The 14,076-nt window shown below is 70.5% G+C and carries 15 protein-coding genes; 6 read left to right on the plus strand and 9 right to left on the minus strand.

Going from position 1 to position 14,076, the window contains the following annotated elements:
* The first annotated feature begins 27 nt into the window (after window positions 1–27).
* Complete coding sequence (locus ACWCPM_RS18530; RefSeq protein WP_450977262.1) at window positions 28–2,811, plus strand: glycoside hydrolase family 2 protein; 2,784 nt, start codon at window positions 28–30, stop codon at window positions 2,809–2,811.
* Between the two features lie 144 nt (window positions 2,812–2,955).
* On the opposite strand, the gene ACWCPM_RS18535 is transcribed toward ACWCPM_RS18530, so the two are convergent.
* Genes ACWCPM_RS18535 through ACWCPM_RS18550 form a run of 4 tightly spaced genes read right to left on the minus strand, consistent with a single transcriptional unit; the run spans window position 2,956 to window position 7,095 of the window.
* The gene (locus tag ACWCPM_RS18535; RefSeq protein ID WP_450977263.1) at window positions 2,956–3,825 is read right to left on the minus strand and encodes a carbohydrate ABC transporter permease; all 870 of its coding nucleotides are present in this window, start codon (window positions 3,823–3,825) and stop codon (window positions 2,956–2,958) included.
* The gene (locus ACWCPM_RS18540) at window positions 3,822–4,784 is read right to left on the minus strand and encodes a carbohydrate ABC transporter permease (RefSeq protein WP_450977264.1); all 963 of its coding nucleotides are present in this window, start codon (window positions 4,782–4,784) and stop codon (window positions 3,822–3,824) included. The genes ACWCPM_RS18535 and ACWCPM_RS18540 overlap by 4 nt, the downstream gene beginning before the upstream one ends.
* Window positions 4,778–6,118 carry an ABC transporter substrate-binding protein gene (locus ACWCPM_RS18545; RefSeq protein WP_450977265.1) on the minus strand — a complete coding sequence of 447 codons (1,341 nt, stop codon included), beginning with the start codon at window positions 6,116–6,118 and terminating at the stop codon, window positions 4,778–4,780. Before ACWCPM_RS18545 ends, ACWCPM_RS18540 begins: the two co-directional genes overlap by 7 nt.
* Entirely contained in the window at window positions 6,115–7,095 is a 981-nt protein-coding gene (locus ACWCPM_RS18550; RefSeq protein WP_450977266.1) for a GNAT family N-acetyltransferase, read from the minus strand. The genes ACWCPM_RS18545 and ACWCPM_RS18550 overlap by 4 nt, the downstream gene beginning before the upstream one ends.
* Window positions 7,096–7,575: 480 nt before the next feature.
* Between ACWCPM_RS18550 and ACWCPM_RS18555 the strand changes: the two genes are divergently transcribed.
* Entirely contained in the window at window positions 7,576–8,046 is a 471-nt protein-coding gene (locus ACWCPM_RS18555) for a nuclear transport factor 2 family protein (RefSeq protein ID WP_450977267.1), read from the plus strand.
* Window positions 8,047–8,257: 211 nt separating this feature from the next.
* Here ACWCPM_RS18555 and ACWCPM_RS18560 read toward each other — a convergent pair whose 3' ends face one another.
* Together ACWCPM_RS18560 and ACWCPM_RS18565 are read right to left on the minus strand one after the other, a co-directional pair.
* The gene (locus ACWCPM_RS18560) at window positions 8,258–8,584 is read right to left on the minus strand and encodes a carboxymuconolactone decarboxylase family protein (RefSeq protein ID WP_450977268.1); all 327 of its coding nucleotides are present in this window, start codon (window positions 8,582–8,584) and stop codon (window positions 8,258–8,260) included.
* A gap of 422 nt (window positions 8,585–9,006) precedes the next feature.
* The gene (locus ACWCPM_RS18565; protein ID WP_450977269.1) at window positions 9,007–9,636 is read right to left on the minus strand and encodes a sigma-70 family RNA polymerase sigma factor; all 630 of its coding nucleotides are present in this window, start codon (window positions 9,634–9,636) and stop codon (window positions 9,007–9,009) included.
* Window positions 9,637–9,805: 169 nt separating this feature from the next.
* Between ACWCPM_RS18565 and ACWCPM_RS18570 the strand changes: the two genes are divergently transcribed.
* On the plus strand, window positions 9,806–10,786 hold the full coding sequence (locus tag ACWCPM_RS18570) for a MerR family transcriptional regulator (protein ID WP_450977270.1): 981 nt from the start codon (window positions 9,806–9,808) through the stop codon (window positions 10,784–10,786).
* 74 nt (window positions 10,787–10,860) lie between these two features.
* Here ACWCPM_RS18570 and ACWCPM_RS18575 read toward each other — a convergent pair whose 3' ends face one another.
* Complete coding sequence (locus ACWCPM_RS18575) at window positions 10,861–11,541, minus strand: DUF4397 domain-containing protein (protein ID WP_450977271.1); 681 nt, start codon at window positions 11,539–11,541, stop codon at window positions 10,861–10,863.
* A 121-nt stretch (window positions 11,542–11,662) separates the two neighbouring features.
* Between ACWCPM_RS18575 and ACWCPM_RS18580 the strand changes: the two genes are divergently transcribed.
* Window positions 11,663–11,998: a UBP-type zinc finger domain-containing protein gene (locus ACWCPM_RS18580; RefSeq protein WP_450977272.1), complete on the plus strand. Its 336-nt coding sequence runs from the start codon at window positions 11,663–11,665 to the stop codon at window positions 11,996–11,998.
* A 218-nt stretch (window positions 11,999–12,216) separates the two neighbouring features.
* Entirely contained in the window at window positions 12,217–12,396 is a 180-nt protein-coding gene (locus ACWCPM_RS18585) for a DUF6480 family protein (RefSeq protein ID WP_450977273.1), read from the plus strand.
* A gap of 80 nt (window positions 12,397–12,476) precedes the next feature.
* Here ACWCPM_RS18585 and ACWCPM_RS18590 read toward each other — a convergent pair whose 3' ends face one another.
* Window positions 12,477–13,208: a MerR family transcriptional regulator gene (locus ACWCPM_RS18590; RefSeq protein ID WP_450977274.1), complete on the minus strand. Its 732-nt coding sequence runs from the start codon at window positions 13,206–13,208 to the stop codon at window positions 12,477–12,479.
* Window positions 13,209–13,262: 54 nt separating this feature from the next.
* Between ACWCPM_RS18590 and ACWCPM_RS18595 the strand changes: the two genes are divergently transcribed.
* Complete coding sequence (locus ACWCPM_RS18595; RefSeq protein WP_450977275.1) at window positions 13,263–13,565, plus strand: hypothetical protein; 303 nt, start codon at window positions 13,263–13,265, stop codon at window positions 13,563–13,565.
* A 294-nt stretch (window positions 13,566–13,859) separates the two neighbouring features.
* Here ACWCPM_RS18595 and ACWCPM_RS18600 read toward each other — a convergent pair whose 3' ends face one another.
* Window positions 13,860–14,036 (minus strand): hypothetical protein, encoded by a 177-nt coding sequence (locus ACWCPM_RS18600; protein ID WP_450977276.1) that lies wholly within the window; start codon window positions 14,034–14,036, stop codon window positions 13,860–13,862.
* Window positions 14,037–14,076: the final 40 nt, after the last annotated feature.

Here is a 14,076-nt window from a genome sequence, read left to right on the forward strand (position 1 = left end):
CAACGCTTCGGGACCATGCTGAACCGCATGTCTGAACAGCTGGGCCCGGTGTCGCCGCGCGGCCCTGGTCTCCCGTTCCCCTCCGCCCCCGCCGAGCGCCCGGCACGCCGCCGGGCGCGGGTGCCCGGTCGGCCCCTCCTGACCGCCGCCCTCGGACTGCTCGTGTTCCTCGCCCCCGCCCTCACGCCGGTCGGGTTCACCGGCCAGGCGGCGACCGGTCCGCCGGCGGCCACCGTCGGCGAGGACTCCGCCACAGCGCTGTCCGAGTTCATGATCCGGTCGACGGCACAGGTGAAGGACCCGGCGGCCGAGGTGTCGAGCCCCGGCTATCCGACCAAGGGCTGGCACAGGGCGGGGCCGCGCTCCACGGTCCTCGCCGCCCTGCTGGCGGCCGGCAAGTACCCCGACCCGTTCCACTCCACCAACCAGAAGCTCATCCCCGCCGCCGACTTCACCGTCCCGTGGTGGTTCCGGTCCGACTTCACCGTCGACGACCGGGGAACCCGCACGTACCTCGACTTCAGCGGAGTGACCTCCGCGGCCGACGTGTTCGTCAACGGCCGTCGCGTCTCGACGGCGAGCGCGGTCGCGGGCACCTATACCCGGCACGAACTGGACATCACCGATCTGGTCGAGCCCGGCACCAACACGGTCGCCTTCCGCGTCCAGCCCAACGACCCGCGCAAGCACCTCACCGTGGGCTGGCTCGACTGGCTGCAGCCGCCACCGGACCGGAACATGGGCCTCGTCCGCGACGTCGTCGTACGTCGCGGTGGCCCGGTGGCCCTGCGTGACGCGCACGTCGTCACCGACCTGGCGGTGCCGTCGCTGGACTCCGCCGACCTGACCGTGAAGGCCTGGCTGCGCAACGACTCCGAGGACACCGTCACGGCGAGCCTCACCGGAACGGCCGGCCCCGCCGCACTCGCCCGGCAGGTGACGCTAGCGCCGGGGGAGAGCCGGACCGTGGTGTTCTCCCCGGCCGACCACCCCGCGCTCCACGTGACCTCACCACGTGTGTGGTGGCCCGCCGGGATGGGCGAGCAGCCGCTGTACGACCTCGACATCGCCGTGTCGGTCGACGGAGTCACCTCCGACAGCGCGGACAGCACGTTCGGCATCCGCGACGTGCGGGCTCCGATCAACGCCGACGGCGCACGCCAGTACCGGATCAACGGCCGCCCGCTGCTGATCAAGGGCGCCGGCTGGTCCCCCGACGAGTTCCTGCGCTGGGACCCGACCTACGTCGAGGACCGTCTGCGGTACGTGCGCGACCTGGGACTGAACACGCTCCGCCTGGAAGGCCACCTGGAGCCCGACGAGTTCTTCGAGCTCACCGACCGGTACGGGATCCTCGCCATCGCCGGCTGGGAGTGCTGCAACAAGTGGGAGGGCGAGGTCAACCCCGCGGAGTCCGGGGAGAAGTGGAACGCCGCCGACCACGCGGTCGCCCAGGCGTCGATGGCCGCGGAGGCGGCCCGGCTGCGTGACCACCCCAGCGTGATCTCGTTCCTGATCGGCAGCGACGCCGCACCCGACGCGAAGATCGAGGCGGGATACCTCAAGGCACTGCGGGCCGCCGACTGGAAGGTCCCCGTGATCCCCTCGGCCTCCGGGAAGCCGACTCCCGTCACGGGCCGTTCCGGGATGCGGATGACCGGCCCGTACGACTGGGTGCCGCCCGGCTACTGGTACGACAAGCGTGAGGGCGGGGCCACCGGCTTCAACTCCGAGACCAGCGCCGGCCCCAGCATCCCCACTCTCGACACCCTGCGGCGGATGATGACCCCGGCCGAGCTGGAGACCCTCTGGAAGCAGCCGTCCGCTCCCCAGTACCACCGCTCGCCCTCGGCCACGTTCTCGACACTCAAGCTGTACAACGCCGCCCTGGCGGGCCGCTACGGACGACCGAAGGACCTCGGTGACTACGTCCGCAAAGCCCAGCTCGCCCAGTACGAGAACGTCCGGGCGCAGTTCGAGGCGTACTCCCGCAACGCCAAGGACACCACCGCCCCGGCGACCGGCGTCATCTACTGGATGCTCAACAGCGGCTGGACCTCCCTCCACTGGCAGCTCATCGACCGCTATCTCGACCAGAACGGCGCCTATTTCGGTGCGAAGAAGGCCAACGAGCTCCTCCACATCCAGTACGGCTACGACAAGCGCACGGTGAGCGTCGTCAACGACCGCGCGACCGCCGCCTCCGGGCTGAACGCCCGCGTCACGCTCTTCAACACCGACGGGACCGAGAAGTACGACCGCACGGTGACCGGTGTGGACGTCGCCGCCCGCGGCGTGACCACCACCTCGCTCACCCTGCCGGAGACGGTCCCCGGCCTGTCGAGGACGTACCTGGCCCGGCTGCTGCTCACCGACTCCACCGGGCGCGAGGTGGGCCGCAACGTCTACTGGCTGTCCACCCGCAAGGACGTCCTCGACTACGCCCGTACCGACTGGTACTACACGCCCACCACGTCCTACGCCGACCTGACCGGACTGAGCGCGATGCCGCAGGTCGCCCTGGACGTGACAGCCGCCACGGCGGCGACTGGGGCCGGGACGTCGAAGACGACCGTGACCCTGCGCCACCCGGGCACCACCAAGGCCCCCGTCCTGCTCGCGGACGTGGACCTGGTGTCCGCGGACGGGAGGCCCGTGCTGCCCGTCCACTGGAACGACAACCAGGTCAGCCTGTGGCCGGGCGAGTCGGTCGCCTTGGAGGCCACCTACCGTACGGCCGACCCGGACCACACCCCACAGGTGCGTGTCTCCGGGTGGAACACCCGGCACGCCACCGTCCCGGCCGACTGACGAAGCGGCGTCACCGGCCGGCCGGGGCGCCGCCACCCGACGACCGACGACAACCCGCACCTCGCTTCTCGCGCCGGGTGTGGGTTGTCGGCGTGGACGGGACCTCCGCGCAGGCATGACCCGCACGGAGACCTGCCTGTCGTCTCACTTGAGGCCGCTGAGCATCACGCCGCGGATGTAGTACTTCTGCAGCAGCAGGAAGAGCATCAGGACCGGCAGGACGCTCAGGACGAGACCGGCCATGACGATGGGCATCGTGCGCGTCGGGTCCACGTAGTCCTGAAGGAACTGGATGCCGACGGGCATGGTCATCACGTCCGGGTTGGCGGTCGAGACGAGCAGCGCCCAGAGGTACTCGTTCCACGCCTGGACGAACGTCAGCAGGCCGAGCGTCAGCACGACGGGCATCGTCTGCGGGACGACGATCCGCCACCACACGCCGAACTCGCCGGCACCGTCGATCCGCGCGGCCTCCAGGACCTCGTCCGGGATCGAGACCATGAACTGGCGCATCAGGAAGATGCCGAAGCCGTTGACGAGGAACGGCATGGTGAGCGCCGCGACGCTGACCGTCAGGCCCGCGCCTCCGCGCCCGAACAGGTCGTTGCCGCCCGCGAGAGGCCAGTGCACCAGGATCAGGAAGTGCGGGATGAAGAAGAGGAACGGCGGGAACATCATCGTCGACAGCACGATCCGGAAGATCAAGTCCCGGCCGGGGAAGCGGAGTTTGGCCAACGCGTAGCCGGCGAGCGACGACGTGATCAGCACCGATCCGGTGATCACGGCGGTCGCGACGACGCTGTTGCGGAAGAGCACCGGGAGATCCAACTGATCGATCGCCGCCCGGTAGTTCGACGTGTCGAACGCCTCGGGCAGGAACCGGAACGGCAGCGTGCCCGCTTCACCCGCCCCCTTGAACGACGTCATCACCATGTCGAGGAACGGCACCACCGTGAGCACGGCACCGGTCACGACCACCAGATACGAAAGCCACGGGAAACGGCGGCGGATCATACGTCCTCCTCCTTCCGCCGGAAGATCCACAACTGCCCCAGGGTGACCACCAGGACCACCGCGAAGAGCACGAAGGCGGCGGCGCTCGCAGGGCCCCACTGGCCGTACGAGAAGGCCTGCCGGTACATCTCCAGGGCGGCGACGTCGGTCGCGTCACCCGGCCCGCCCTTGGTCATCACGGTGATCAGCGCGAACGACTGCAGCCCGCTGATGAACTGGGTGACGCACACGAGCAGCAGGGACGGCCGCAGCAGAGGGAGTGTGATCTTCCAGAAGACGGTGACCTGCCCGGCGCCGTCGAGCGCCGCGGCCTCGTAGTACGACTCGGGGATGGACTTCAGTCCGGCGGTCAGGACGAGGATCGCGGAGCCGACCGAGGCCCACGCGTGGACGACGACGACCGAGGGCAGAGCGGTGTCCGGATCCTGGAGGAAGGCCACGGAGCCGAACCCCAGGGAGTTCAGGACGCCGTTGACGAGGCCGCCGGGCTCGTACATGTACTTCCACACGTTGCCGACGGCGACGACGGTCGTCACGATCGGCAGGAAGTACAGCGTGCGCCACAGCCCCTGGAACCGCAGGTTGTCGATGCACGTGGCGACGATCACGGAGCCGGCGAGCGAGAGGACCACGGTGCCGAGGGCGAACAGCATCGTGTTGGTGAGGATCGGCGTCAGGAACGTCGACCCCCGCGCGAACAGGCCCGTGAAGTTGTCCGTGCCGATCGGCTGGATGCCGCCGAGGTCGAAACCTGCCCAGCGGGACATCGACAGCAGCAGCGCGAAACCGAGCGGCAGGAACAGGAAGACGGCGAAGAACAGCAGCGTCGGCGCCAGGAAGAGATAGGCGACCACGGCCTGGCGGCGCCGGGCCCGGGAACGGCCGTCGACGGCGGGCGCCGCGGAGCGCGTGCCGGGTGCCGCCCGCTCGGCCGTGGCCGGCGTGAGTGTGTTCACCATGAGCGCGACACCTCCCGGTCGACCTGACGGCGGGTGCTGCGCAACGCCTGGTCGACCGACTGCTGACCGGTCCACAGCGCCTCGATGTTCTTGCGCAGCAGGGATTTGGCCTGCTGCGCGCCGGGCACGTTCGGTTCCGCCACCGAGTACGCCAGCGCGTCCAGGAAGGGGCGCAGGTTCGCGTCGCTGTGGGCGCCCAGGAGCGCGCGCATGTCGTCGGCGCGGCCGGTCAGGGAGCCGGCCGAGACCTGGAGGGAGCTCATCCGGGTCGCCTTCCCGCCCTCTCCTGCGCCCCGGACGTCCACCTTCTCGGTGTTCAGCCAGCGCAGGAACTCCCAGGCCGCGCGCGGATGCCTGGCGGCCGCGTTGACCCCGAGCATGAAGCCGGTGGAGAGCGTGGCGCGTCTGCCGTCCGCCTCGGGGAGGGGCAGCGGTGCGACGCCGACGTCGCGGTAGTCCTCGCCCATCAGGGCCTTCAGGCTCCCCGTCCACCAGCCGGCGCTGACGACCATGGCCACCTGACCGGACCGGAACGCCTTGTAGACGTTGACACCGGGGGCGCTCGCACCGCCCGCGACCAGGCGGTGCTGCAGATCGAACACGGCCCGGCCGGAGGGCGAGTCGATGGCGGTGCTCCGCCCGTCCGGGGAGACGAACATGCCGCCGGCGGCGTTGAGCAGGGCGAGTGTCTGGCCGACGGTGGTGGAGTCGTCGGCGGTCGAGAGCCCGAACCCCTGGACCAACGTGTTGCCGTACCGGTCGCGCCTGGCGGTGCGGTAGGCGGTCTCCTCCAGCTCCCGCCAGGTGCGCGGTGGGCTGTCGAAGCCGGCTTCGCGCAGCAGCCGCTTGTTGTAGTAGAGGGCGTACGTCTGCACCTCGGTGGGGTAGCCGTAGATCCGGCCGCCGACCGAGGCGGAGTCGACCGCGGCTTCGCTGTAGCCGTGTGCGATCTCCTCGGCGTGCTCCCGCGGAGCGGGCCGCAGCACGCCGGCCTGGACCAGCTGGCCGTTCCACAAGCAGTACGGGTGGAGGAGGTCGGCGCCCTGGCCGGCGGCCTGCCGGACCATGACAGTGGTCAGCAGATCCGTGAACTCGACCGCCTTGGTGCGCACTTTGACGCGTTCGTGGCCGGCGTTCCACTCGTCGACCGGGCCCTGGAGGGCTTCCTCGAGCACCCCGCTCGCGTAGTGGGTGAGCAGGGTGAGGACGATCGGGTCGCCGGGCCGCCCGGTGCCCCGGGGCGGTGACGCGCATCCGGAGACCAGCAGTGCCGAGGGGAGCGCCAGCGCGAAGTGGCGGCGGCTCGGGCCGCGGGTGCGGCGTGCCGGCGTCATCGAGCGCCCTCGCGGCGCATCACGCGGAACACGCGGGTCGTGGTGAAGCCGGTCTTGCGGTACATATGGCCTGCCGGGGACTGCGCGCCGGTCCACAGGAACCACGCGGAGTGCGCGCGACGGGCCCGCATCCGCTCCAGGACGAGGTGCAGGAGGATCTCGCCCAGTCCGGTGCCGCGCAACTCCTCCAGCACGCCGATCGGGCCGAACCGCTCGTCCACCGCGTCGAACGCGCCGTGCATCGCCCAGCCGACCAGGCGTCCCGAGGGGTCCCGGGCGACGACGATCCGGTCGAGCGGCGTGCCCGCGGCCAGACATGCCCGGATCGTGCACGCCCAGTCCGGCCCGAAGTGGTTCCCGGCGAGCGCGAAGAGGTCGACCAGGTCGTCGTCGGACGGTGTGACGAACCGGTAGCCCCGCGCCCTCAGTTGCTCCACGCGGCCCGCGACATCCGGGGGGAAGCGGTACCCCACCAGGCCGCGGTCCATCGCCTCCGCCTCGTACAGTGTGCGAAAGCCCAGGGACTCCAGGAGCCGCGCGGCTTCGGGATACGCCTCGGCGTCCAGGCCGGGCAGCACGTAGTTCGGCGTGTACGAGGAGAAGTCCACCCGGGTGCGGCCGTGGCCGTGCAGCCATTCCAGGGCCTCGGCGAGCAGCCGGCGGCCGAGGCCGCGCCGGCGGGCGCCCGGGTCGACGAAGAAGAACGGGATCCAGCCCTGCTCGGGTTCCAGGTCGGTGCCGGTCATCGGGGTCAGGCGCCGCACCGCCCAGGCCGCACCGACGACACGGTCGCCCTCGACGGCCACGCGAAGACCCTCCGGATCGAAGTTGACGTCGAGCAGCACCAGGGAACGGAAGCGGTCCGCGGTGACGGCGTCGGCGGGCGCGCTGCGCCGCCACACCTCCACCACCTGCGGGCCGTCGCCCGTGCGAAACCCACGGAGGTCGGCTCGGGACGTGGTTGTGCGATCGGTCATCGGCGGGGTTGTCCTTCCATACTCCGGTAAAGGGCGGCGTCGAAGTTCGCCCGCCGTGGAGCGGCGGCCCCTGTGGCAGCTCTGGAAGTCCAGGCCGGGCGGGCCCAGTTCAGGACCTGACGGTCTGTCGAGACGGTGTAGGACCTCAACGGTGCGCTCCGGACGGGGAGTCGTCGACGAACGGGGGAGTCCCAGCCGACGAGGGGGACGTCTGCCATGGGTGACATCTCAAAGCCACGGCGAGAATCTACTGGTATGTCCCACAATCGGTCGCCTACGGCCGTGCCGTGCTGTGCCGTGTCGGCCTGGACGGGATCACGGAACCGCCGGCTGCCGAGTGCCGCCGCGCGGCGAACGCTGACGGAATGTGAGCGACACACCGGCGGCGGTCGAGGGGGATGCCGCGCGCGATCGGCATAGTGCCGCGGAGGAATCCCGCTGAGACGCGGCTGACCAGGAACGGCAGAGGGAGCGCGACGCATGGATCATCCGACGCCGGACGCCTTCGACGTGATCAACGTGGTCGGCAGGTACTTCCAGCTCTGCGACGCCAAGGATTTCGACGGGATGCGCTCGCTGTGGACGGACGTGGTGACCGTCGACTACGGGGGCGTCTTCCCGCTGGCCGGCGAGGTCGAGGCCGACACCTTGAAACGCACCATGAGCGAGTTTGTCGGTGCGATCCCGCTGACCCAGCACATGATCACCACGCCTTGCGCGGACGTCGACGGGGACTCGGCCACGGTCCGGTTGCACCTGGAGGCCCTGCACCACCACCCGGGCCTGGGCACGGACCGGTCGGCCACCGACTGGACCCTGTACGCCCGCAATGTGATCGGCCTGCGGAGGACGTCGCACGGCTGGAAGGTGTCCTCGGAGGAGCTGACCGTCGTGCATCAGACCGGGAACACGGATTTCGTGTCCGACCTGGCACGCCTCGCCTCCGGCTGAGCGGTCCGCGCCCACCGGGTGCGCGGGCCGGTGGGCTGAGCGGCGGCGGCAACGCCGGGGCCTGGAGCGCGGTCGCGGTACCACCGGTGCCGCCGGGACCGTTCTGGGCCGACGCGGGGGCCGCGGCGTACTTACGCGAACACGTCACATCGACTCGGACGTCCTCTGCGCGTCCGTCGGCGGGCCGCTTCACCTGACGGCCCGCCATGCGTCAGGAGGAGGCCGCCCGTTCTTCCACGGCCTTCTTCAGGAGGGTGATCGCGGAGATGGCATTCGGCCAGCCGGCGTAGAAGGCGAGGTGCGTGATCGCCTCGGACAGCTCCTCCACCGTCAGTCCGTTGTTCAGGGCGAGGCGGAGATGGTGGCCGAGTGGCTCGCCGAGGTGGAGCGCGGCGAGCACGCCCACGGTGACCAGGCTGCGGTCGCGGGGAGAGAGCCCGGGTCGCTCCCAGATGTCGCCGAGGAGGACCTCGGTGGTGACCTCGACGAGCTTGGGCGCGATCCCGGAGAGTTCCTGGAGTGCGGATTGCTGCGGCACGGGGGTGGCTCCTTGAGACGGACAGAGGCGGGGCGGACCGCCGTTACCACTGTGTGGCCGCGGTGCCTGCCCGGCAGCCGCCGCACCGCACGGCCGGGCCGGCAAGGAGGACGCCAGCCGCATCCGAAACCGGGGAAACCACAGGTCAGTCGGGTGGCTGAAGGGCCGCCTCCATGGGAACGCGCACCAACCGCTGCCGTGCGCCGTCCGGCTTAGCGCGGCACGCGCGAACCCCAGGAGCGGACGCCGCCAGGCTCCCGGCCCGCAGGGAGATCCGAGGGAAGTTCCGTGAACCGCGACGAGTGCCGTAGGACCGGCTCGCGTGCGGTGGCCGTCCGCCTGGGAAAGCCGCGGGCGGACGGCGGTGCGGTCCCGGAGACACAACGGTCCCGGAGGTCTCGGAGGCCCGGGGCCTCTGACCGCTACGCGGCGTGCTCGTCCGTCCCGGTCAGTTCGATCGCCTCCCGCAACCGGTGCAGGCCGCGTCGGGAGTGGCTCTTGACCGTGCCCAAGGGCAATCCGGTCCGCTGCGCGATCTGGGTTTGCGTCAGCTCCCCGTAGAAGGCCATGCACAGCACCTCACGCTGGCGGCGCGGCAGCCGGGACATGGCGTCGATCACGAGCACGCGGTCCAGGACGTCGCGTTCCGCCCCTTCCCCGGACTGCCGTACGACCGTGTCGCCGGCTACCGAGTCGATCAGTGTCAGGCGTCGTGTCCTGGCCGCCAGGGCATCGATGATCTTCCGGCGGGTGATGCCGACGAGCCAGGCGCCCAGCGACCCCCGCTCCGGACGGAATCCCGCCCGTCCGCGCCAGGCGCCGATGAACACCTGCTGGGTGACGTCCTCGGCCTCGTGCGCGTCGCCGAGTGAGCGGGTGGCCATGGTGTGCACCAGCGGGCCCCAGCGCAGGTAGAGCGCCACGAATGCGCTCTCGTCGGCCGCGCGCAGCCCGCTGGCCACCGCGTTCTCGTCCAGGTATTCCTCGTTCTCGTCGGGATGTGCCTCGGCGAACGGGGAGCGGGCGCCTGCGGTACGCGTGTGCGTGGTCATGGCCCTGCCTCCTCCTGCTGCCGTGCGTCCCGTGCTGGCGCTGAGAGCTCTCGGCCGAACAATCAGGCGATATGTCCTCTTGTGTGAAGGGGTGTATATCAGTGTTATGGGCGAGAACGACGCACACAACATGCGTCGTTCATGCGTCGTATCGCGGGAGCGTGAGGTGATGGGGAACGACGATGGAGTGCCGCGCGGGAGCCGGCTGACCACGGGTGAGGTGGCGAGGCGCCTGGGGGTCGCGCCCACCACGGTCCGCTCATGGGACCGCCGCTATGCTCTCGGCCCCGCCGCGCGCACCGGGGGCCGTCATCGCCGCTGGGCCACGGCCGACGTCGCCCGGCTGGAACGGATGTGCGATCTGACGGCGACCGGGCTGCCACCCGCCGAGGCCGCCCGACTGGCGCTCGGCGAGACCCGTCCGGACGCGCCACTGTCTCGGAAGGGCACCGCTCCCTCCCGCCGGCCCGCGACTCGTGAACGCGGCAGGGCGGGCTCGGGACTACGGCTCGGTGACGTGCGTCAGGAGTGCAAGGGAGTGGCCCGCGCCGCTCTGCGCCTCGACGCGGCGGCTCTCGACAGGCTGCTGGGCGCGGCGATCGAGGAACACGGCCTGATCCTCGCCTGGACGGAGGTGATCATGCCGACGCTGCAGGCGGTCGGGCGCAAATGGGAGAGCTCCGGGGAAAGGTACGTGGAGGTCGAGCACTTTCTGTCCTGGCACGTCTCCGGCGCCTTGCGACGCCACGCTGCGCCCGCTGCCGCTCAGCGGGACGGCCGGACCACGGTGCTCGCCTGCGTGCCGGCGGAGGGCCACACTCTGCCGCTGGAGGTACTGGCCGCCGCGCTGGCCGAACGGGAACTCCCGATCCGCATGTTCGGGGGCGCTCTTCCCTACGAGCCGCTCGTGGCCGCCGTGCGCAGGACAGGGCCGGTCGCGGTGGGCCTCTGGGCGCAGTCCCGCAGCACCGCCAGCCGGCCGCTCGCGCAGCATGTCGCCGCGATCGAGTGGGGGGTGCGAGGAGCACGCCGGAAACCGGTCGTTCTCATGCTCGGTCCGGGATGGGCGGGTCAGACCGTCCCGGGGCTGCCGCATCCGCCGGGGCTGGCGGAGGCCGTCACGGTGGTGGAGCGTCTCGCGCGCAGGTGAAGCCGGGGCGTGGTGTCCGGTTGCCGGGCATGCCCGTCCTCACCGGCCGAGATGTCTCCAGGGGCGGAGTGTGTTCAGGGCACCGTCTGTGTCTTCAGCGCCAGGTTCTCGTCCTGGGCGCTGCCCCAGGCGTACACCACGGTGTTGCTGCCTTCGGGCAGGTTCAGCTCAGCCGGGCCGAGCGCGACCGTATCGGCGCCGGCCAGCACGACGTCTGCGGAGACCTTGCCCGCGGGAACCTCACCCGTGGCCTGCTCGGGGTTCTCCAGTTCCTTGAACACCGGTGTTCCGTCGGCGCGGACGTCGACGGCGGGTGCGGCGGCGACATGGCGCACGGTCAGCCGGGCCTCGCCGGCGGGCACCTCGGACGTGTCGTTGACGAAAGCGTCCAGAGCGGGCTTCCCGTCGGCCGTCAGATGAGCGACCAAGGTCGCGTTCGCCCCGGCAGGCACGTCCACGGTCTTCTCGATGGCCGGCGTGCCCTCAGGTCCCTTGCCGTCTTCGAAGATCTTGATGTCGTAGGAGCCGGCGGGCAGTTTCATCGGGTCGGTGAGAGTTCCGGGTTCGAAGTCGGGGATCAGTTCCTTGTCCCCGGCGTAGACGTCCACCGTCAAGTCGGGGACGCCGTGCAGGACGGACACGGTGGCTTGATCGTCCTGGGCCTGCGTCTGGGCGAGGGAGGGGGCGCCGGCGGTGACGGTCAGGACGACGGCGGCAGCGCAGGCCAGGGCGGCGCCCGCAACACGAGCGGTCATGGGAATCATCCCTTCGCTGGTAGTGCTTGGTGCTGTAATGACGTATTCCGCCTCCTGTGAGGCATTGGTTTCACTTGTGGCCGGATGAGGTTCCGCGGCGTCCGCCGTCGGAGGGAGGTCCATGGGCTCTTGGGTGGTTCGACGGGACGGGGGGCGGCCTGAGGGTCGCAGTTGCCGGCACGTCGGGACGTTGCGGCAGGCGCCCGCGCCGCGGGGTGCGGTGTGCCCGGAGTGCGTCTCCCGCGGACTGGACTGGGTGCACCTTCGGCAGTGTCTGTCCTGCGGCCGCGTCGGCTGCTGCGACAGTTCACCCGGCAAGCATGCCGCCGCCCACTTCGAGTCCAGTCGGCATCCCGTCATGCGTTCCGTGGAGCCGGGGGAGTCGTGGGCGTGGTGCTGCGTCGACGAGGTCTACCTCGACCCTCTCGGCCCAGACCCTCTCGGCCCTGACGTGTGAGGCGGACGCCGGCGGCTGCAGCGCGCCCGCTCTTGATGCCGCGGACCCTGTGCGGTGTCAAGAACCGGCGTCACGGTGCATCGGGGCTGGTCTGTGCGTCCTCCATGGCATCCAGCCGTGCCGGCGGATCCGAATTATCCTGTGTGTGTCAGTTCATCCCGAGTGTGGAGTTCGACGACGGCCCCATCCCACCGCTTTCGACGACCCGAGGTGTGACCATGACCGAGTCATTGCAGCCTCCCGGTGAGACGCCTCCCGCGGAGGGATCGACAGCCGAGGCCCACCCCGAGCGGCCCGACGGGGGGATCTGGGAGCATCCTTGGCTCTGGATGTCCCTGATCGTGATCGGCTGCCTGGTCGTCGCCGGGTATTTCGTCGCACGAGTGATAGATCTCTGACCGGGCTTTCGAGCCGCGAGGCGCTCTCCGGCGGCCGAGTGGTGCTCGGCCGGGCGGGACCCCGTGGGTCAGCACCCGGGTCAGGCGTCGAGTTCCGCGCGAATCAGCGAGTCGAGGCGTTGCCAGGCCGGGGAGGAGGCGTTGATCGTTCCCTGGATGAGCGCGGGGATGTCGGACACGCCCTTCAGTTCGGGCACCTCGCCGTCCCTGTAGCGCCTTCGCGTTTCCGAGACGATCCCGTCGGCGAGGTCGTTGAGCGAAGGGTCGTCGGCGTCGAGGTCGTATGCCTGGTCGTAGGCGAGGAAGACCTGCCGTAGCGCGGGGTCGGCCAGGATGTCGGCTTGGTCGGCCAACAGTGAGCCGGCGCCGTCGGGATGGGTGGCGAACACGAGAATCCACAGGTCGCGTTGCAGGTCCACCCATCGAGGCGTGAATCCCCAGCGAGTCAGGTTCTCCAGCAGTGCGACGGCCTCGGAGGGCAGTGGTGCCAGATGTCCGGCCGCGAGCTGACGCAGTCGGCTTTGCGTCGACCTCAAGTCGCTGATGCGAGTGGTGAGCTGGGCGTCGATCTCGCCCAGAGCCTGCTGGAACTCCTCGGCGTTCGCTGACCTCAGTTCCCGGATACGGGCCAGGGGGACGCCGGCCTCGGCGAGCGTCCGGATCTTGATCAGGTCGATGGCGTCCTGCGCCCCGTACCGCCGGTAGCCGGATGCGTCGCGCTCGGGCTCCGGGAGCAGGCCCTTGTCGTGATAGACGCGGACGGTCTTGATCGACACGCCCGCGTACCGTGCCAGCTGACCGATGGTGATCACCCGGCCATTGTCCCACTTGACCTTTCCCCAGGGGCGGGGTTGCAGGATGGCGCCATGACGAACACGAGTATCGATCGGGACACCCTCCGCGATCTTGCCGACGAGGGCAACGAGGCCGCCCTGGACCGGCTGGCCGATCTTGCCGACGAAGCCGGCGAGGTCGAGGAGCTGAGCGAACTGCTGGACGAGGGGTCCCCGCGCGCCGGGCTGCTGCTCACGCGGCGCGCGGTGGCGGCGGGAGACCTGCGCGAGCTCCAGCGGATCGCGGACGCCGGGTACGAGGAGGCCGGGAACGAGCTGGACCGTCTGCTGCGGGCACCGTCGGACGGACATCGGGGTGTGGCGCACGAGTCCTAGCCGAGACGTCGTCCGCGCGGCGCATGCCGTGGACGGCCGACCGCCAAGCTCGGGGGAAGGGCCCGGAACGCCCGATGGCGGCGCGGGATCCGGTCCCCGCCCGGGCGTCCCGCTGGGCCGACCTGAGATCACTGACGATCTGATGTCGTTGACGACCTGAGGTCGCTCACGACCGGTCAAGGGCCGGGAGCCCGCTGATCGGAACGAGTCCGGACCCTCCGCCGGCGCAGCCGCGAGTACCGCCGGAACCGGCCGACCTGCCGAGCGATCCACCGAAGCCGGGCGGCCGGAGGGTCAACGCCTGCGGCCGCGGGCAGCCCAGCCGTTGCCGATCCCCGCGACGTGCAGGGCGAGCACCGTGAGCCCGATCAGCATGACGTTGGTCGAGGCGAAGGCGTCGTTCGTGGAGATTTCCGCCGCGTTGATGAGGAAGGCGATGAAGAACAGGACCGCCGCGATGATGCCCAGCACGGTGAGCCTCCTTGAGAGGGGAGTCGGCCAGTAGCTGTCG

It is taken from the genome of Streptomyces sp. NPDC002309 (assembly GCF_053593375.1).